23 protein-coding genes are annotated in these 18,625 nt (G+C 64.2%); 18 read left to right on the top strand and 5 right to left on the bottom strand.

Annotation, left to right across the window (positions count from 1 at the left end; translation table 11 throughout):
• Positions 1-66: 66 nt before the first annotated feature.
• From ASG57_RS04500 to ASG57_RS04475, 7 genes are all read left to right on the top strand, one after another.
• Entirely contained in the window at positions 67-390 is a 324-nt protein-coding gene (locus ASG57_RS04500; RefSeq protein WP_024338300.1) for a hypothetical protein, read from the top strand.
• A gap of 100 nt (positions 391-490) precedes the next feature.
• On the top strand, positions 491-1,711 hold the full coding sequence (locus ASG57_RS04495; RefSeq protein ID WP_024338299.1) for a cytochrome P450: 1,221 nt from the start codon (positions 491-493) through the stop codon (positions 1,709-1,711).
• A gap of 196 nt (positions 1,712-1,907) precedes the next feature.
• Positions 1,908-2,093 (top strand): hypothetical protein, encoded by a 186-nt coding sequence (locus ASG57_RS04490; RefSeq protein WP_024338298.1) that lies wholly within the window; start codon positions 1,908-1,910, stop codon positions 2,091-2,093.
• Between the two features lie 13 nt (positions 2,094-2,106).
• Positions 2,107-2,307, top strand: a complete 201-nt coding sequence (locus ASG57_RS36475) for a hypothetical protein (RefSeq protein WP_080654845.1) — start codon at positions 2,107-2,109, stop codon at positions 2,305-2,307.
• Between the two features lie 3 nt (positions 2,308-2,310).
• Positions 2,311-2,538 carry a hypothetical protein gene (locus ASG57_RS04485; protein ID WP_024338297.1) on the top strand — a complete coding sequence of 76 codons (228 nt, stop codon included), beginning with the start codon at positions 2,311-2,313 and terminating at the stop codon, positions 2,536-2,538.
• 15 nt (positions 2,539-2,553) lie between these two features.
• Positions 2,554-2,817 (top strand): hypothetical protein, encoded by a 264-nt coding sequence (locus tag ASG57_RS04480; protein ID WP_024338296.1) that lies wholly within the window; start codon positions 2,554-2,556, stop codon positions 2,815-2,817.
• 32 nt (positions 2,818-2,849) lie between these two features.
• Entirely contained in the window at positions 2,850-3,092 is a 243-nt protein-coding gene (locus ASG57_RS04475; RefSeq protein WP_024338295.1) for a hypothetical protein, read from the top strand.
• A gap of 31 nt (positions 3,093-3,123) precedes the next feature.
• Here ASG57_RS04475 and ASG57_RS04470 read toward each other — a convergent pair whose 3' ends face one another.
• Complete coding sequence (locus ASG57_RS04470; RefSeq protein ID WP_024338294.1) at positions 3,124-4,374, bottom strand: DUF763 domain-containing protein; 1,251 nt, start codon at positions 4,372-4,374, stop codon at positions 3,124-3,126.
• A 123-nt stretch (positions 4,375-4,497) separates the two neighbouring features.
• On the opposite strand from ASG57_RS04470, the gene ASG57_RS04465 reads away from it, so the two are divergent.
• From ASG57_RS04465 to ASG57_RS04440, 6 genes are all read left to right on the top strand, one after another.
• Complete coding sequence (locus tag ASG57_RS04465) at positions 4,498-5,640, top strand: mechanosensitive ion channel family protein (RefSeq protein ID WP_024338293.1); 1,143 nt, start codon at positions 4,498-4,500, stop codon at positions 5,638-5,640.
• A gap of 156 nt (positions 5,641-5,796) precedes the next feature.
• Positions 5,797-6,507 carry a TetR/AcrR family transcriptional regulator gene (locus ASG57_RS04460; RefSeq protein WP_024338292.1) on the top strand — a complete coding sequence of 237 codons (711 nt, stop codon included), beginning with the start codon at positions 5,797-5,799 and terminating at the stop codon, positions 6,505-6,507.
• A 25-nt stretch (positions 6,508-6,532) separates the two neighbouring features.
• Positions 6,533-7,417, top strand: coding sequence for an amidohydrolase family protein (locus ASG57_RS04455; protein ID WP_057195768.1), 885 nt, complete (start codon positions 6,533-6,535; stop codon positions 7,415-7,417).
• Positions 7,418-7,508: 91 nt separating this feature from the next.
• Positions 7,509-8,222 (top strand): PIG-L deacetylase family protein, encoded by a 714-nt coding sequence (locus ASG57_RS04450; RefSeq protein WP_024338290.1) that lies wholly within the window; start codon positions 7,509-7,511, stop codon positions 8,220-8,222.
• The gene (locus ASG57_RS04445) at positions 8,219-8,902 is read left to right on the top strand and encodes a 4-carboxy-4-hydroxy-2-oxoadipate aldolase/oxaloacetate decarboxylase (RefSeq protein ID WP_024338289.1); all 684 of its coding nucleotides are present in this window, start codon (positions 8,219-8,221) and stop codon (positions 8,900-8,902) included. Before ASG57_RS04450 ends, ASG57_RS04445 begins: the two co-directional genes overlap by 4 nt.
• 15 nt (positions 8,903-8,917) lie before the next feature.
• Positions 8,918-9,787 (top strand): substrate-binding domain-containing protein, encoded by an 870-nt coding sequence (locus tag ASG57_RS04440; protein WP_024338288.1) that lies wholly within the window; start codon positions 8,918-8,920, stop codon positions 9,785-9,787.
• 50 nt (positions 9,788-9,837) lie between these two features.
• Here the strand turns inward: ASG57_RS04440 and ASG57_RS04435 are convergent, their stop codons facing one another.
• Both ASG57_RS04435 and ASG57_RS04430 read right to left on the bottom strand, forming a co-directional pair.
• Positions 9,838-10,152, bottom strand: coding sequence for a hypothetical protein (locus tag ASG57_RS04435; protein ID WP_024338287.1), 315 nt, complete (start codon positions 10,150-10,152; stop codon positions 9,838-9,840).
• 262 nt (positions 10,153-10,414) lie between these two features.
• On the bottom strand, positions 10,415-11,656 hold the full coding sequence (locus ASG57_RS04430; RefSeq protein WP_024338286.1) for an amidohydrolase family protein: 1,242 nt from the start codon (positions 11,654-11,656) through the stop codon (positions 10,415-10,417).
• Positions 11,657-11,804: 148 nt separating this feature from the next.
• Between ASG57_RS04430 and ASG57_RS04425 the strand changes: the two genes are divergently transcribed.
• Positions 11,805-12,221: a nuclear transport factor 2-like protein gene (locus ASG57_RS04425; protein ID WP_024338285.1), complete on the top strand. Its 417-nt coding sequence runs from the start codon at positions 11,805-11,807 to the stop codon at positions 12,219-12,221.
• On the opposite strand, the gene ASG57_RS04420 is transcribed toward ASG57_RS04425, so the two are convergent.
• Positions 12,218-12,976 carry a GntR family transcriptional regulator gene (locus ASG57_RS04420; protein WP_024338284.1) on the bottom strand — a complete coding sequence of 253 codons (759 nt, stop codon included), beginning with the start codon at positions 12,974-12,976 and terminating at the stop codon, positions 12,218-12,220. The two genes, ASG57_RS04425 and ASG57_RS04420, sit on opposite strands and share 4 nt — an antisense overlap.
• 190 nt (positions 12,977-13,166) lie before the next feature.
• Here ASG57_RS04420 and ASG57_RS04415 point away from each other — a divergent pair, with 190 nt between their 5' ends.
• The 4 genes from ASG57_RS04415 to ASG57_RS04400 are packed head-to-tail and all read left to right on the top strand — an operon-like array spanning position 13,167 to position 17,319.
• Complete coding sequence (locus tag ASG57_RS04415) at positions 13,167-14,030, top strand: ABC transporter ATP-binding protein (protein ID WP_024338283.1); 864 nt, start codon at positions 13,167-13,169, stop codon at positions 14,028-14,030.
• On the top strand, positions 14,030-14,806 hold the full coding sequence (locus tag ASG57_RS04410; protein ID WP_024338282.1) for an ABC transporter permease: 777 nt from the start codon (positions 14,030-14,032) through the stop codon (positions 14,804-14,806). The genes ASG57_RS04415 and ASG57_RS04410 overlap by 1 nt, the downstream gene beginning before the upstream one ends.
• A 37-nt stretch (positions 14,807-14,843) precedes the next feature.
• Positions 14,844-15,869: an ABC transporter substrate-binding protein gene (locus ASG57_RS04405; protein WP_024338281.1), complete on the top strand. Its 1,026-nt coding sequence runs from the start codon at positions 14,844-14,846 to the stop codon at positions 15,867-15,869.
• A gap of 16 nt (positions 15,870-15,885) precedes the next feature.
• A complete protein-coding gene (locus ASG57_RS04400) occupies positions 15,886-17,319 on the top strand; it encodes an amidohydrolase family protein (RefSeq protein WP_024338280.1) in 1,434 nt (477 codons plus the stop codon).
• A 79-nt stretch (positions 17,320-17,398) separates the two neighbouring features.
• Here the strand turns inward: ASG57_RS04400 and ASG57_RS04395 are convergent, their stop codons facing one another.
• On the bottom strand, positions 17,399-18,610 hold the full coding sequence (locus ASG57_RS04395) for an acyl-CoA dehydrogenase family protein (protein ID WP_024338279.1): 1,212 nt from the start codon (positions 18,608-18,610) through the stop codon (positions 17,399-17,401).
• Positions 18,611-18,625 lie beyond the last annotated feature (15 nt).

Raw genomic sequence — 18,625 nt, 5'->3', positions numbered from 1 at the left:
TCCAGCCCGTTGCAGCGCCGATTCGGCGCTTGATACACTGTGGGAGCGAATCAGCGGAGTTCCCACATGGTTGCGGACAGCGACAGCAACATCGCCTGGCACCGGGTCCAGTTGAAGAAGAACCGCGCCGAGTTGAAGGCGCTGGAGACCGCGCGCTTCACGATGGGCGAGATCGCCTCGTCGAAGCGCAATGGCCAGACCCAGAAGTCGATCGCAGAACTCAAGCGCAAGATCTTGCAGTCCGAGCGCGTGGTCGCCGATCACGACAAGCGCACGCGCCGTCCGTTGGCGACCGACCTGCAAAGCCTCAGCAATGGCAGCTGGAGCCATTGGGACGCCTACACGCAACAGCAGCGCAAGACCGGCCAGCGCTCTCCGGGGCGCGGCTAGACGCCTCTCTCGGCGTGTCCTGAGGCGCGCGCTTCACCCCTTGCGCCGGCGGTGCCGCTTGCCATCTGGGTGAGACGCCAGCAATCGGTCCGGTGCTCCCATGACTGTGCGCATCGATTTCACCAGCGAGGCCTACCTTCGCGAGCCGCCCAAGGCGATTGCGAAGCTGCGCATGTCCGGCCCCGTGGTCGCGACACGATTTCCTCTCATCGGCGACGTCTGGATCTCCACGACCCACGATGCCACGGCGCAAATCCTGAAGGACAGCGCGACCTTCACGTTGAGAAGGGAAGATGGCGACGTCGCGGGCCTGCGCTGGTGGATGCCGAGATACGTCAGGACCATCGCCAACAACATGCTGACGATGGACGAGCCGGATCACAAGCGGCTGCGCAGCATCGTGGACGAGGCCTTTCGCCGGCGCGCGATCGTCGCCATGGAGCCGCGCATTCGCGCCATCGCCGACACGCTCGCGGACGAGCTGTTCGCAGCTGGAAGCCCGGCCGATCTCGTGCAGCGCTACGCACGCATCCTGCCGCTCGCGGTGATCTCGGAGCTGCTGGGCCTGCCTCTGGCCGACCGTCCGAAGTTCATCGCCTGGGCCAACGCGATGTCCTCGCTGACGAACGTCTTCGGCTTCTTCCGCCTGTTGTTCGCGTTCCGCAAGATGCGGGCCTATCTCGAACGGCAATTGCAGATCGCGCGCGCGGAGGGTGGCGAGGGCCTGATCGCCGAGCTGATTCAGGTGGAGCGCGAAGGCGGCCAGATCTCGCCGGACGAAATGGTCTCGATGGTGTTTCTGTTGCTCGCGGCGGGATCGGAAACCACGACGCATCTCATCAGCGGTTCCGCTTACGAACTGCTGAGGAATTCCGGGCTGCGCGACTGGCTGGAGCAGGACTGGAGCCGCATCGGGCTCGCCGTGGAGGAGTTCCTGCGCTTCGTCTCGCCGGTGCAATTCTCGAAGCCGCGCTACGTGCGACGAGACGTCGAGATAGAGGGCGTGCGGCTGAAGAGGGGCGATCGCGTCATGGTGATGCTGGCTGCTGCGAACATGGATCCGGCCATGCATGAGCGCCCGGAGAGGCTGGATCTCGAACGCAAGCCGAACCGTCACATCTCGTTCGGAACGGGAATCCATTTCTGCCTCGGCCATCAGCTCGCGCGCATAGAGACCGCCTGCGCGCTGGAAGCTCTGTTCGTGCGCTGGCCGAAACTTGGTCTGGCCGTCGATCCCGCCGGGGTCCGCTGGCGCAAGCGACCGGGCTTGCGCGCCGTTGCGATGCTTCCCGTCACGGCCGAGAGCCGCGGAACAAGGTAACTGCTCGCAGCGAAGCGAGCGCCGACCGTTCCCTGACCTCGGCGAGCTGAAGACAAGCTCCCTTCGGAAAATCGTTGTCGCGCGCGATCTATCAGGAACGCCGCGCCGCTCGTCCTGTTGTCATCTCGACATAGGGCGCCGCGACGAGTTCCTCGGTCGTTCATGTCGAGGTCGACGTCTTAACGGGAGACAATTCATGGCCAGCAAGATGCCACCTGTTCCGCCGGACAATCAGAGCCGAAAGGGAACTGGCGACAGCAAGCAGATGTCCGCCGATCAGCTGCCGCAGGGTCAGCAACGCGCCCAAAATCCGGACCAGCAAGGACAACAGGGCAACATCCAGCAGAACACGACCAATCAAGGCTATCAGCAAGATCGCTGAGGAGGGGACATCCATGTCGACATCCACCAAGACACCGAACAGCATTCGTCAGGGCGGCCCCGGCGCCTCGCACGAGAACGCAAAGGCGCCGCTGGAAGTGAAGAAGCCGCCCGCCGATGACTCGCGGCGGAATCACAGCAGGGTTTCCGGCGGTGGCGGGGAGCAGGATTCGCACCACACGCACGAAGAGGCTCGAAAGGGAGGAGGCAGATAAGCCATGACCAATAAGCAACCCAAGCTGTATGCGCCGAGCGAGAAGGACCTGCGCGAGAATCCCATGATCGGGGGATCGAAGGGCGCCACGATGGCAGGCGCCTCGGCCGAGGACCTCGAGGACGCCCTTGGCGCCAACACGATCGAAGGGGACGTCGAGAACGACGTCAACGCCGCCGGCGGCATCGACAAGGACGTCGCGCGCAGCGGCTCCCATCGACGCCGACGCTGAAATAGGAGTCATCCGATGCAAGGCAACAAGACGCACGAACAGCAATTGCGCATTCTTGAACGGAAGAGCGATGTGCCCGATCAGCGCGAGCTTGACCAGGCCATCGGCCGCAATCCCCGGGATGACTCCGTTCATCATGCCAACCGGCAGGCACGGCAAAGCGAGTTTCCCGTGAGTCGCGGCGGTCTCAACCAGGAAAGCGACCACAATAAGCACAACGATCCCGGTCAAAGCGGCCACAAGCCGCCAAGACCGACGACGGCGCAAGAGAAGCACTGACGTCCCGAAAATCACCGCAAGAGGAGAGACTGATGCCAGGTGGGCACGGCAGCAAGACGCACTTCAGATCGGGCATGCACGGCAAGGGCGACGGCACGGGCGCGCTGACCGACGTGCCGAAGGAGATGATCGGCGACAACATGGTCCTGTCCAACCGCGACAAGAAGCAGCATTCGGACATTCGCGGCATGGACGGCAAGACCATCCAGACCGAGCAATATCAGGACCATTCTGCGAACCGGCTCGACGATGAGCCGGGGACCGACCAGACCTGAAGGTTCCTCCCGCCGACTTGCGGACCGGTGCTCAGCCGGTCCGCTTTTTCGTGGCCGCAAGATCGCGCTCCCAGCCGAACACCGAACGGCCGTCGAGATCCGGCGAGACCGCGCGTTCGCCGACGATGAAAGCGTCAACCGACGGCCCCTGCGCGGTGCGCTCCAGCCGCCGCGCCTGATCGTCCAGGCGCTTGATCGCCTGGATCTCCTCCTCGCGCCCGAGCCTCGCGTTCTGGATCGCGCGCTTCAGCACCCGGATGGTCTCGTCATAGACCTTGATCGGGACGGGGTAGGGATGCCGGTCCTTGCCGCCATGGGCGAGCGAGAAACGCGCCGGATCCTTGAAGCGATAGGGCGCGCCATGCACGACCTCGGCGACCATCGCGAGCGAACGCACGGTGCGCGCACCCACGCCGGGCGTCAGCAGCAGTTCCGGAAAATCGACCGGGCCGCGCTCGGCGGCTGCCGCGAGCGTGCCGTGCAGGCGGCGCGCGAACACGTCCTTGGGCCGGACGTCATGATGCGCAGGCATGATCAGATGCGGCAGCGTGGCCTGTGCCGGCTTCGGCTCGGTCCCGATGAGCCGCTCGAATTCGGAGACGATGCGATCGGGGCCGAGACCACCCAAGAGATCGAGCTGCGCGGCGCGCGAGATGTCGGCGCGGTGGTCGGTGAGATTGACGATCTCACCTTGCTGCGGACCGTCGATCGCGCTGTGCGGCGTATCGACAAAGCTCTTCAGCGCCTCGGAATGCCAGTGATACCGGCGCGCCTGCCGCTTGTCGCCGTTCATGCCCTGCTGCACCACGGTCCATTTGCCGTCGGCGGTCACGAAGAAGCCGTGCAGGTAAAGGTCAAAGCCGTCCTGCACCGCGGCGCTGTCGACCTTTGCCACCAGGCGGCTGGCGCGGGTCAGCTTCGCGCCGTCGAATCCGACGCGGTTGCCGAGTTGCATCAGTTCGTCCGGTGTCTTGCGCGAATGCTGGCCCCGGCCGCCGCAGACATAAATCCCGAGTTCGTCCTGAAGCGGCCCGAGGCCACGCTTCAGTGCGCCGATCACGGAGGTCGTGATGCCCGAGGAATGCCAGTCCATGCCCATCACGGCTCCGAACGACTGGAACCAGAACGGATGCGACAGCCGCTGCAGAAACGCATCGCGGCCATAATGATGAACGATCGCTTGCGTGACGATCGCCCCCAGCGAGGACATGCGACTTGCCAGCCACGGCGGAACCCGCCCGGTGTGGAGAGGAAGATCGGCGCTGCCGGTACGTCGAGTCATGGACGGCTCAAACTAGCGCCTCGGCGACGGTTGCGCCAGTGGAATGCTGCGTTGCACGAAACAGGGGAGCGAAGCCAGCCACTAGGCGTTGAACGCTGAGGGATTGCAGCGACGGGGACACTCATGGATTGGCAGAGTCTCGTGGCCGACATCGACACGATGTTCGGCTGGATACCGTCATGGTTCGTCGGTCTCAGCCTGGTTGTCGGCGCAGTTTTGCTCGCCCTGGTCGCCTATCGGGTGGCCAGATGGCTGCTCAAGCGCGCCTTCGGAACCCGTCTTCCGATCCTGAGCGTATTCATCGATCGTACGGCCGGACCGGCGCAAATGGCACTCTGCTTGGCCGCCGTCGCACTCGTGTTGCCACTTGCGCCGCTTGACGATGCGATCCGCACCCCGCTGACGCGCCTGTTCGTTGTGGCCTTCATCGCGCTGATCGGCTGGATCTCGATCCGGATCGTGGACATGAGCGCGGCGCGCTATCTGCAGAACTTTCGCGTTGTCACCGAGAACTTCATCGCACGCAAGCATGTGACGCAGGTTCGCGTGTTCAAGCGTGTCACCGACACCATCATTGTCGTGATCACCGTGTCCACTGCGCTGATGACGTTCGACTCGGTAAGGCAGTATGGCGTCAGCCTGTTCGCTTCCGCCGGCGCCGCCGGTATCATCGTCGGTCTTGCCGCGCGGCCGCTGCTGAGCAATCTGATCGCAGGCTTGCAGATCGCAATCACCCAGCCGATCCGCATCGAAGACGCCGTGATCATCGAGAACGAGTGGGGATGGGTTGAGGACATCGCCTCGACCTACGTCGTGATCCGGCTGTGGGACTGGCGCCGTATGGTGGTGCCGCTGTCCTATTTCATCGAGAAGCCGTTCCAGAACTGGACCCGCGACACTGCCTCCCTGATCGGCGTCATCGCGCTCCATGTCGATTACCGTGCCGACGTGGCGCGCATCCGGCAGTGGCTGGAAGAGGTGGTAAAGAAATCCAAGCTGTGGGACGGCGAGGTGGTCAATCTCCAGGTCGTCGACGCAGACGCGCGGACAATCGAGCTTCGCGCGCTGGTCAGCGCGCGCAACGCGCCGCAATCGTGGGACCTGCGCTGCGAGATCAGGGAAAAGCTCGTGGCCTTCATCCGCGACGAGATGCCGGAAGCGCTGCCGCGCGAGCGCGCGATCCTGATCCCGTCAGGCGATGATGATGCCGACTATCTGCGGCGCCCCGCGCCTCCGGAGACCATGCGGGCGAGGCCGGATAATTAACGGTCGGCGCCGCTCGCGGGCCGCTTACGCGCGCTGCTTTGGTCGCGGCCAGCCGCTGGCCGGCCTGCTGCCGGATCGTGTCCCAGCGCGTCAGTCCCGGGCCCGAAGGTAGTTCTTGTTGACGAGACCTGATCTTTTGTACGATAGTACAAATGCATGATGCGCAAGCCCACCAGCAAGGAAACGTCCCGCAAGCCGAACATGCGCGAGGCGATCCTCGTTGCGGCGGAGGAGCTGTTCGCCACCAACGGATTCAATGCCGTGTCGGTGCGCGACATCGCGCAAGCCGCCGGCGCCAATCCCGGCAGCGTCACCTATCATTTCAAGACCAAGGACGGCCTGCTGCTGGAGATCTACCGACGCCATTGCGCGCCGATGAATCTGCGCCGTTCTGAACTGCTTGCCGCCGCGAAGCGCGTGCGCGATCTCCAGGACCGGCTGGAGGCGATCGTGCGCGCCTATGTGGTGCCGGCCTTCACCTCGGGCAGCGATCTCGCCGGCGGAGGGGCGCGGTTCACACGGCTGCGCGCTGTGATGTCGGCGGAAGGCAACGAGGTCGCGCGAAAGATCATCGCGCAGACCTTTGACGACACGAGTCATGCCTTCATCGACGCAGTCCACGAGAGCCTGCCGCACATTCCGCGCACCGACATCGTCTGGCGCAGCCATTTCCTGCTCGGCGCGCTCTATTATTCGCTGGTGACGCCGGAGCGCGTCTCGCGCCTGTCGCGCGGCGAGGCTGACGGGAGTGATGCCGCGAGTGCCATCGAGCAATTGGTGCAGGCCAGCGTTGCGGCGTTCCAGGCGCCGTCTCTGGATCAAGCTGCCCCGGCGCGGCGGCGGCCGGCCGTCGCCAACAAGACCTGAGCGGTCTCGCCTCGGCGGTTCACTGATGACGATGATGTACACGCCGACCATTCCGCCGCCCGATCCGAACACGCGCACGCCGAAATTCGGACTGCCGAAGCTGTCCTGCGACGCGCATTGCCACATCTTCGGACCCGGCACCAAATATCCTTACGCGCCGGACCGCTCCTACACGCCGCCGGACGCGCCACTGGAGGATTTCCGAGCGCTGCACGCCAAGCTCGGCGTCGAGCGTGCTGTCATCGTCAATGCCACCGTGCATGGGACCGACAACAGGGTCGCGCTCGACGCCGTCGCACGGAGCGACGGCGCCTACCGCGCGGTCGCCAACATCGACGACACCATTACGGAACGCGGGCTCCGCGAGCTGCACGAGGGCGGCTTCCGCGGCTGCCGCTTCAATTTCGTCCGTCATCTCGGCAGCGTCCCCGAGAGGGGCGTGTTCGATCGCGTCATCGCCATGGCCGCACCGCTCGGCTGGCACGTCGACCTGCACTTCGATGCGATCGACCTGCCGGAATATGCCGACATGCTGGCAAGGCTGCCGCTCCGCTACACCATCGACCATATGGGCCGGGTGCAGGCATCCGAGGGGCTCGGCCAAGTTCCGTTCAGGACCTTGATCGAGCTGATGCAGCGCGACGAGAAATGCTGGATCAAGATCTGCGGCGCGGAGCGGGTGTCCTCGGCCGGTCCGCCGTTCACCGATGCGGTGCCGTTCGCGCGCAAGATCATCGAGACCGCGCCTGATCGCGTCATCTGGGGCACGGACTGGCCGCATCCCAACGTCAAGGCCATGCCGAATGATGGCGACCTCGTCGATCTGATTCCGATGTTTGCGCCGGAGCCGGAGCTTCAGCAGAAGATCCTCGTCGACAATCCAGCGCGCTTGTTCGAGTTCAAGGCGTGACGGCATTCCCGCGATCGACAAGCGGCGCGGCATCCTTGCAGGGCGCTGGAGTGGGACACGGGCCAATGCATGCGAACGAAAGGAGTAATCCATGAAGACAGGACTCGTGATCACGGCCCATCCCGGCGATTTCGTCTGGCGCGCCGGCGGCGCCATCGCGCTGCATGCGAAGAAGGGCTATCGCATGAAGATCGTGTGCCTGTCCTTCGGTGAACGCGGCGAGAGCCAGTTCGCGTGGAAGGAGAAGGGTGCGACGCTGGACTCGGTCAAGGCGGGCCGCAAGGACGAGGCGGAGCGTGCCGCAAAGCTGCTGGGTGCCGAGATCGAGTTCTTCGACTGCGGCGACTATCCGCTCAGGCTGACGGAAGCGCATTTCGATCGCATGGTCGACATCTACCGCGAGCTCAATCCCAGCTTCGTGCTGACGCACGCGCTGGAGGACCCCTACAACTTCGATCATCCGAACGCAGCGCATTTCGCGCAGGAAACGCGCGTGGTCGCGCAGGCCATGGGCCACAAGCCCGGTGCGCAATACAAATATTCGGCGCCGCCGGTGTTCCTGTTCGAGCCGCACCAGCCGGAGCAATGCAATTACAAGCCGGATCTGCTCCTCAAGATCGACGAGGTCTGGAAGGAGAAATATGAAGCGTTCCAGATTCTCGCCGCGCAAAAGCATCTCTGGGGCTATTACGAGCGCGTCGCGCTCAATCGTGGCATTCAGGGCAGCCGCAACACCGGTGTGCCCATGACGTACGGCGAGGCCTATCAGCGGCTGTTTCCGACGGTGGCGGAGGAGCTCGCATGAAGCCTGTCGTCGTTCGCAACATCAAACGGGCCGATCCCGCCGGCATGGCGGAATACGGCGTCTCGACGGTGCATGAGGCCTACGAGCGTCTCGGCCTGATGAAGCCGTATTTGCGCCCCGTCTGGCCGGGCGCGGCGATCGCGGGGCCCGCCGTCACGGTGCTGGCGCAGCCCGGCGACAACTGGATGATCCATGTTGCCGTCGAGCAGTGCAGAAAAGGCGACATCCTCGTCGTCGGCTGCACCACCGACAACACCGACGGAATGTTCGGCGAGCTGCTGGCGACCTCGCTCAGGGCGCGGGGCGTGCAGGGGCTGATCATCGATGCCGGCTGCCGCGATGTCAGAGCATTGCACGAGATGCGCTTTCCCGTGTGGTCGCGCGCAGTCTCGGCCAAGGGGACGGTGAAGGCGACGCTCGGCTCGGTCAACGTCCCCGTGGTTTGCGCCGGTGTGAGCGTCGACCCCGGCGACATCGTCGTGGCCGATGACGATGGCGTGGTGGTGGTCCCGAAGCGCTATGCGGCCGAAGTCGCCGAGAAGGCCGGGAAGCGCAACGCGGAGGAGGGACGCAAGCGCAAGCGGCTCGCCTCGGGCGAACTCGGCCTCGACATGTACAACATGCGCGAAGCACTGGAGAAAGCTGGGCTCGTCTATGTCGACAATTCCGGGGACGTCTGAAGCGGGAGCAGGAGGATGGATCGTCTCAAGCTGAAGGCCGTGCTCGGCGGTCATGCCCACGTCAAGGCGGCGAAAAGCGGCGCGCTTCGTTCCGACCTGTTCGATCTCGAGTTCATCGAGTACACGCCGACCAACACGGCGTTCAAGCCGATGGTGCGCGAGCAGGCCTTCGACGTCTGCGAGATGGCGATCGTCACCTATCTGATGGCGAAGGCGCACGGCAAGGCGCTGGTGCTGTTGCCGGCGACCATGCTGGGCCGCTTTCAGCATTCCTACGCGCTCTATAATCCGGCGCAGGGGACGCTCGGGCCGTCTGCCCTCGAAGGCAAGCGCGTCGGAATCCGCTCGTTCACGACCACGACGGGCGCCTGGATCAGGGGCATCCTCGCCAACGACTACGGCGTCAACCTCGACAATATCCGCTGGGTGACCTTCGAGGATCCGCATGTCGCTGAATATGTCGACACCGCCGAGCGCGCGCCGAAGGACAAGAAGATCCTGCAGATGCTGCTCGATGGCGAGCTCGACGCCGTGCTCGGCGAAACCTCTGATGATCCGAGGTTGAAGGCGTTGTTCCCTGATCCAGCTGCGGAGGCGGCGAAATGGTACGCCCGCCGCGGAGTCGTGCCGGTCAACCATCTCGTGGTCGTGACCGAAGGGCTGGCGAAATCGCGCCCGGACGTCGTTGCCGGCGTCTATGACCTGCTCAAGCGGAGCAAGGAACAGACGGGGCCTGCCGCGACTCCGGACCTCATTCCGTTCGGGATCGAGGCGAACAGACAGCCATTGGAGCTGATCATCGACTATGCATTCCAGCAGGCGCTGATCCCGCGCCGCTATGCGGTCGAGGAGCTCTTCGACGAGACGATTCGAGGAATGAACTGATGGCTTACCGAGGCGGACCGGATCCTCGCGAGGATCAATCTCAAAAGTGATCAGCTCAAGATCGCGCGGGCCTGAAAGCTGACGACCTCGTCGCGAGCGCGCTCGATCAGGTCGATCAGATTGCGGGACTTGCGGACGAGTTGCTCGGTGGCGGGCTGCGTGCGGAATTCCGCCAGCACGGCGCGAACGCATTTGCTGGCGGCATCGAGCGTCCAGAGCGCACGGTTCACGTCGTCCTGCGTCTTGATTGCCGCGATGTCGAGATCCGAGAGAACATGGCCGATGCCGTCGAGCCGCTTCTCCGCCGCATCGGTGGGCGTTCGAATCTGGGCGGAATGATCGATGCTGCGGAATGCGCTGAACATACTCGTACTACCCACCGACCGCAGATGGTCAGCCGAAGGTGTAGTATGGTCGGCGACGCCGGCCTCGCAATGCGTTGGGCTACGGTCCGGGATTCTACCGAATTCGAGCGGCGGCGCTAAAATCCAGGTCAGGACGTTCGGTTGGTTTCCGGGATCATTTTACCGGCGAACCGACGTTTTCATCATGGCCGGAAGGTTTCGGCGGCGCGCAAAGCTGCGCTTGGCATGTTCACTCGGCTCTTCGATGACGAGCGAACCGGGGTCAGTTCTTCGGGCTCAAGAGGGTGGGCCGCTGCCGCGCAAATGTCTGCCGGCCGCTCTTGAAGCCCATCAGGATATCGGGCAGCTCGGCGATAGCGAAGCGGCCGTCCGTTGTGTCGAGCACGATGAGATCGGCGGGATTGCCGACCTCGATACCGTAATCACGGAGGTTCATCAGCCGCGCCGGCAGCTCGGTCACGAGATCAAGGCAGATGTCGAAATCGCTTACGGAGGCGTGTGCAACGTTGGCGTAGAAGTTTGCCATCCGCAGCAGCGAGGCATCTCCGAACGGCGTGAAGGGATTGAGCACGTTGTTGGTCGCGACCGAGCACACGACGCCGTCGGCTGCGAGCTTGTGAGCGAGCGTCAATCCGCGTGGCGCGTTGTGGGTGGCCTCGCGCCCCATCAGATAGAGATCGGTCGCGGGCAGCACGGTGACAGCCACTCCGGCCCTCGCCAGTTGCACGGCGGCAGCCTTCATGCGCTCGGGCGGCAATGCGGAGAGCTTTGTCGCATGACCGATCGCCACGCGTCCCCCATAGTTGCGCCGCTCGGTCTGGCGGCAGACCTCGTCGAGATGCCACCAGGAGGGGTCGAGATCGAAGTCGAGATGGAGATCGACGTCAACGTCGAATTCCTCAGCCAGATCGAAGATGCGCGCGAGATGCGCATGCGGCTCGGTGTCCATGTAGGGACAGCCGCCGATGGCCTCGCCGCCGTTGCGCAGCGCCTGGATCAGCAGCTCCTCGGCTCCGGGATCGTTGGTCAGGCCCTCCTGCGGAAAGACGCAGAGTTCCAGGGCGATCGCCCAGGCGTAGGCGTCCTTGAGCGCCTTGACCGCCTCGAAGCCGCGCAAGCCGATGCGCGGGTCGATCTCGACATGCGTGCGCATGCGCGTCGTACCGTGCACGATGGCGCGTTCGAGCACCTTTGCGCCCCGCGCGTAGACGTCGTCGACCGTGAAATTCTTCTTCATCCCGGCAACGGCACGGATCGCTTCCGAGACGCTGCCGTGATCGTGCCCGCAGCGGCCGAGCAGGCAGGCCTTGTCGAGATGGATATGGGTGTCCACGAAACCGGGCAGCGTGAGGTGCCCGCCGAGGTCGACCTCGACCGCTTCGCAGGCAAGCCTTGGCGCGATTGCGGCAATGCGTCCGCTCTTCACCCCGATGTCGGCGGGGGCGGCGGATGATCGCAACAGCGCGTTGCGAAAGATCAGGTCGAAGGGGGCTTGGGCGGTCATGACGTCGGATTCAGCTGAGGGAGCCTAACCCAAGGCTTGGGGGTGGGCAGCTCCAGATTGTGTGCAGTCGGGCCGCCAGATTGTTGAAAAAATGTGCATGCACTTCAGGGCCTGAATCGTAGAATATGGACAGTCTGGAGAAGCCGCCATGTCCGTTGCCGCGAACACCGAACGCCCGATGACCGATGCCGAGATCGTCGAAGCCTATCTCACGGCGTCGATGATCCCGGATCCCGACGCCGCCGCGGCCTACATGAAACCCGGCACGTTGATCACGTTCACCGGCGGACGCGAGTTCGATCATCCGCGCGGGCCGACCGGCTTCAATGCGAAGCGCTACCGCTGGGTCAAGAAGAAGATGGAGCGCTTCGACGTCTGCCCGGGCGCGAACGAGACCGTCGTCTACAGCATCGGCACGCTCTATGGCGAGTGGATGGACGGCACGCCGTTCGAGGGCAACCGCTACGTCGATCGCTTCGTCGTCCGGGGCGGGCAGATCGTCAAGATGGACGTCTGGAACGACAGCGCCGAGCGCATCCTCGTTCAGCGCGGGATCGAGGCTTAGCCCCTTCGCGCGATTTTCGGCAGCTTGACGACGCGATCGCTCGTCACCTCGTCGGCATAGGGCGCCAGGATATCGAGCAGATCACGGCCCCGCTGAGGAGTGGGAGCAACCAGCGCGCGATTGGCCACGGAATCGAGGTGGTGATGCATCAATTCCATCACCTTGGCTTCGTCACCCTTGGCCAGCGCCGCGATGATGGCGCGATGCTCATTGATGGCGCATTCGGTCGAATGCGGCCGGCTGTAGAGCGACAGCGTCAGGCAGCAGCGATAGGCGACCTCGCTGACATAGCGCACCAGGATCGGGCTGTTCGTCATGTGCGCGAGCAGGATGTGGAATTCGGTGGCGAGCCGGATCGACACTGCATCCGTGCCGCCGCGCGCGCGATCCTCGGCGTCGACATGGGCATTCAGCTCAGCGATCTGCGCCCTGGTCAGCTTGCCCGCGAGCTGACGCACGACGAGCCGCTCGAGCTCGATGCGGATGTCGAAGGCATCGCGCGCCTCCTGCCAGCTCGGCGTCGCCACCACCGCGATCCGGTTGCGGCGAAGCTCGACGAGACCTTCCGCGGCAAGTTGGCCCAGCGCATGGCGGGCGATGGTGCGGCTGACGCCGAAGCGCTCGCCGAGTGCATCCTCGGGCAGCTTTGCGCCGGGCTCGAGCGCCTGCTCGATGATCGCGCGCCTGAGCGCGCGGCAGATCACGCTGACCTTGTCCGACGCTTCGGAAGTCTTGCTGCTCGCGCGCGCGGGCATCGGCGAATCCCTGGGATGTTCGAGGCCTCTCATTAGCATAGCCCAGCGGCGATCCAGCGCCCGAATTGCATGCAGTTCGATGTCCAGATTGCCTAAACTGGCTCCGTCGGGTCGTCCGGAGCGTCTGGCAAATGCTCGATATCGCGGACATCGGGGGATTGGCACTCAGCTTGCATACACTTTTCCTGTGATGCGCATGCAACCCAACGCTCAGTTTGACGGCCAACCCGTTCCCGAAGGCGCCGCCGCCACAGCTATCGAGTTGTCGGAGGCGTCCGTGACCTTCGGGCGCGGTGACCGCGCCGTGCCCGCCCTGTCGAAGACCACGTTGAAGATCGCCGACGGCGAGTTTGTCGCACTGGTTGGCCCCTCAGGATGCGGCAAATCGACCATTCTCCGTCTCGTCAGCGGTCTGGTGCAGCCGAGCAGCGGCGTCGTCATCGTTGGCGGTCGCGAAGTCGCGGCGCGTGCGGTGCGGGTCGGCATGGCCTTTCAGAACCCGACCATGCTGCCGTGGATGACGATCGAGCGGAACATCATGCTGCCGCTGAAGATCGTCGAGCCGTTCCGCTCGAACTTCCGCAGGCTTCGCAAGACCGCGTTCCGCGACAAGGCCAACGCGCTGCTGGAGCAGGTCGGCCTCAAGGGCTTCGGCGGCCGTTATCCCTGGCAGCTTTCCGGCGGCATGCTCCAGCGCGCCAATCTCTGCCGCGCGCTGATCCATGAGCCGCGCATGCTGCTGCTGGACGAGCCCTTCGGCGCGCTCGACCAGTTCACCCGCGAAGAGCTGTGGGCAATCCTTCAGAACCTCTGGATGACGCACAAGCCGACCGTGCTTCTGGTGACGCACGACCTGCGCGAGGCGGGCTTTCTTGCCAGCCGCATCTGCGTGATGAGCGCGCGTCCCGGCCGCATCCTCGACGACAGCCGCGTCGATTTCGCGCGGCCGCGTACGGTCGCGATGACGTTCGAACCGGATTTCGTCGCACTGAACCAGAAGCTGCGTGCCTTCATCGAGGATGCGCGCAGCGCGGCCCAGCAGGGAGCAGGCTGATGTTCGGGATCGATGTCAGGCAGAAGGCGTGGTCGGCTGGGCTGATCGTGCTGTTCTTCGTCGCCTGGGAGCTGTTTTGCCTGATGACCGGCATGTCCGATCTCGTGCTGCCGCGCCCCTCGCAGGTGTTCACGACGTTGATCGATCGTTTCCCCGTGCTGTGGCCGCACATCGTGCAGACGCTCGCCACGACGATGTTCGGCTTCGTCCTCGGAGTCGCGCTCGGCGTCGCCCTCGGCGCGATCATCGGCGTCTCGAAGACCGCCTACGACACCTGCTATCCGCTGCTGATCGGCTTCTCGTCGATCCCCAAGGTCGCCGTGGTGCCGATCTTCGTGCTCTGGTTCGGCTCCGGCACGGTCCCGGCGGTGCTGACCGCGCTGTCGATCTGCTTCTTCCCGATCGTCGTCAACATCGCGACCGGCCTTGCCACGACCGAGCCCGAGCTCGAGGACGTGTTGAAGGCACTCGGCGCCAGCAAGTTCGACATTCTCTGGAATGTCGGCCTGCCCAGGACCATGCCGTTTTTCTTCGCGTCGCTGAAGGTCGCGATCTCCTATGCCTTCGTGGGCGCCGTGCTGTCGGAGACGGTCGCCTCCAACCGTGGCATCGGCAACGTCATGATGACCGCGTCCTCCAATTTCAACGTGCCGCTGGTGTTCGCCGGCTTGTTCGTGCTCGCCGGGCTCGGCGTCGCCCTCTACGTCGTGTTCTCCCTGATCGAAGGGCAGGTCACCGGCTGGGCCACGCGCAAGAACGACGTGATTGCCACCTGATTTCAAACCACACGCAACGAAGCTTGAGGAGGTCTCGATGTTGAGAAAAGCAACTGCCGCGCTGCTGGGATTGGCGCTGTCCACGGGGGCGGTGATGGCCCAGGAGACCACGATCAAGTTCACGCTGGGCTGGAAGACCCAGGGCAGCGACGCCGCCTTCTTCTACGCCAAGGACAACGGCTTCTTCAAAGAGGAAGGCCTCAATGTCGTCATCGACCAGGGCGAAGGCTCTGGCGCCACCGTGACGCGCATCATGTCCGGCGCCTATGACGCCGGCTTCGGCGACGTCAACGCCATCATCCAGAACGCCTCCACCAAGCCGCAGGAGGCGCCCGTCATGGTTTACATGATGTGGAATCAGCCGCCGTTCGCGATCGTTGCCAAGAAGAGCAGCGGCATCAACACCATCAAGGATTTCGAAGGCCGCACGCTCGGCGGCGCGCAGGGCACGCCGACCACGCGCCTCCTGCCGGTATTCACGCGCAAGAACGGCCTCGACGGCGAGAAGATCAAGATCTCCAACATGGCGCCGAACCTGCAGGAGCCGATGCTGATCAAGGGCGACATCGACGCGGCCCTGGTCTTCAACATCACCAGCTATTTCAACCTGGTGCTCAATCGCCAGGATCCGGACAAGGACTTCAAATGGTTCTCGTTCGGCGAGTATGGCCTCGATCTCTATTCCAACGGCGTGATGGTGTCCCGGAAGCTGATCACCTCGAACCCGAAGGCGGTCGCGGGCCTCGTGCGCGCCATCAACAAAGGTGCGATCGCGATCGCCAAGGACCAGAATGCGGGGATGAAGGCGGCGCTGAACTACGACAACCTCATCAACGCCGACGTCGAGAAACGCCGGCTGCAATATTCGTTCGAAAAACTGATTGTCTCGCCGGAGATGAAGGAGATCGGCATCGGCGACATCAAGGACGATCGCATGACGCGCGCCATCGGCATCGTGGTCGAGGGTTACCAGCTGGCCCGCGCCCCGACGCCAGCGGAAGTATTCTCGCGCGAGTTCCTGCCGCCGCGCGCCGAGCGGGAGCTGGTATACACGGCCAACTGATCCCAGGGAGATGCACATGGCCACGGAGATTTCGGCAACGAGCCTGTTCCGTGGCTCTGATCGCGACATCGGCGAGAACGTCGTGCTGCGGCACGATGGCGGCGTCATCACCGAGATCGTCGAAGGCGCAGGGCGGGATCCTCGATCTTTCCTCATCCCTGCCTTCGTCAACGCCCATGATCATGCCCGTGCCACCGCGTCGTCCTTCGGTGCGGTCGGCATGCCTTTGGAAAGCTGGATCCTGCGTACCGCGCTGGGCACGCCCGTCGATCCCTATCTCACTGCAGCTTCCGCTCTGGCCCGCTCCGCAAAGGCCGGCTGCGCGGCAATGATGGTGCATTACACCCGCCCGAGTGGGACGATGCCGTTGGTCGACGAGGCCAAGGCCATCGCGAAGGCCGCGTCCGATGTCGGCATCCGCATCGCGTTTGCGCTGGCCGTGCGTGACCAGAACCCGATCGTCTATGGCGATGCCGAGCCAGTGCTCTCGGGTCTGACGCGCGACGACCGCAAGACCATCGACGATCTGTTCGTCCGCCCGCCGGTCTCGCCGAAAGCATATATCGAGCTGACCGACGCCATTGCCGCAGCCATCGGCAGCCCGATGGTGGACGTTCAGCTCGGTCCTGCCGGCGTGCAATGGTGCTCGAAGCCGCTGCTGGAGGCGGTGGCCGAGAATTCGGCGCGTACCGGCCGCCGCATCCACATGCACCTGCTGGAAACCGTGTACCAGCGTGCCTGGGCCGACCAACACTTTCCGGACATGGTGCGCTGGCTACGCGACATTGGCTTTCTCTCGGAGCGGCTGACGCTGGCGCACTGCATCCACGCCCGGCCGGACGAGCTGGAGATGATCGCGTCCTCTGGGGCGCGCATCGTCACCAATTTCAGCTCGAACATGCATCTGCGCTCGGGGCTCGCGCCGATTGCGGCTGCGCATGAATGCGGTTGCGCCATCGCAGTGGGCGTCGACGGGCTGGCGCTCGACGAAGACGACGACATCTTGCGGGAGATGCGGCTGGTGCAGATGGTCCATGGCGGACTGGGTTTCAAGGCGACATGGACACCCGCCGAGCTGTTCTCGATCGCGATCCGCAATGGACGTCGCGCGACTGGCGCCCCCGGCAATGGCGAGCTCGTCGTCGGCAACCCTGCCGATTATGTCGTGATCGATCTCGATCGGCTGGATCGAGACCAGATCATGCCGGTCGATCCGATGGCGCTGCTGTTCGCACGAGGCAATGCGTCCCTGGTGAAGGACGTCGTCGTCGCAGGCAAGGCCATCGTAAGGGAGGGGACCTGCACCGGCGTCGACCTGCCGGCCATCGAGCGGGAATTCCGGGACCTGTACCGCGCCAATGTCGGCAAGCTCACGAACTTTCAGCGGATGTGGCCGCGGCTGTCCGAGCGGCTGGGCGGCTGGTTCGAACAGCAGTTGACGTGCCAGTGATGCGGCTCCGGTTCGGGCAGGTTGAAAAACGCGATAGCTGGTAGTCGCTGCCATCGCCGCGCTCTCGCGAGCGCAGCTTTCAGGCGTTCGAGTATTTCTTCAGCTCGAGCCGTGCGATCTGATTCCGGTGGACCTCGTCGGGACCGTCGGCAAGCCGCAGCAACCGCGCGGTGGCATAGGCCTGCGTCAGGCCGAAGTCGTTTGAGGTGCCGCCGCCGCCATGCGCCTGGATCGCCCAGTCGATGATCTGGCAGGCCATGTTGGGCACGGCGACCTTGATCATCGCGATCTCGGCCTTCGCCACCTTGTTGCCGACCGTGTCCATCGCATGGGCTGCATTCAGTGTCAGCAGCCGCGCCTGCTCGATCATGATGCGGGCCTCCGCGATGCGCTCCTGCGTCACCGTCTGCTCGGAGACCGGCTTGCCGAAGGCGACACGGCTGCGCACGCGGCGGCACATCTTCTCCAGCGTGCGTTCGGCAAGGCCGATCAGCCGCATGCAGTGATGGATGCGGCCGGGCCCGAGGCGGCCCTGTGCGATCTCGAAGCCGCGGCCCTCGCCGAGCAGCATGTTCTCCTTGGGCACGCGCACATTGGTGAAGACGACTTCGGAGGCGCGGTCGGGCACGCCGTAGAAGCCGAACACGGGCAGGGGACGCTTCACCTCGATTCCGGGCGTCTCCAACGGCACCAGGATCATGGATTGCTGCTTGTGCCGGTCCGGATTGTCGGGATCGGTCTTGCCCATGAAGATGCAGATCTTGCAGCGCGGGTCGGTCGCGTTGGTCGTGTACCATTTGCGCCCGTTGATGACGTAATGGTCGCCGTCGCGCACGATCGAGCTCTCGATATTGGTCGCATCGGATGAGGCGACCGCAGGCTCGGTCATGGCGAAGCAGGAGCGGATCTCGCCAGCGAGCAGCGGCTTCAGCCAGCGTTCCTTGTCCTTCTCGGTACCGTAGCGCTCCAGCACCTCCATGTTGCCGGTGTCCGGCGCCGAGCAGTTGAAGACTTCGGGCGCGAGGTGCGAGCGGCCCATGACCTCGCAGAGCGGGGCATATTCGAGATTGGTGAGGCCCGCGCCATGGCTCGACTCCGGCAGGAACAGGTTCCAGAGCCCCTCGGCGCGCGCCAGCGGCTTCAGCTCCTCGACCACGGGATAGACCTTCCACGGTCCCAGCTCTTCCGCCTCGCGATAGAAGCGTTCCTCGTTCGGATAGATGTGCCGGTCCATGAAGCTCTCGAGCTTGCGCTTGAGCTCGACGACTTTGGGCGACATCGGGTAGAGCATCTCTGATCTCCTTGA

Source organism: Bradyrhizobium sp. Leaf396 (assembly GCF_001424605.1).
Lineage (GTDB): Bacteria > Pseudomonadota > Alphaproteobacteria > Rhizobiales > Xanthobacteraceae > Bradyrhizobium > Bradyrhizobium japonicum_C.
The sequence above is the reverse complement of the archived record's forward strand: the minus strand, read 5'-3'. Positions and strand labels throughout refer to the sequence as shown.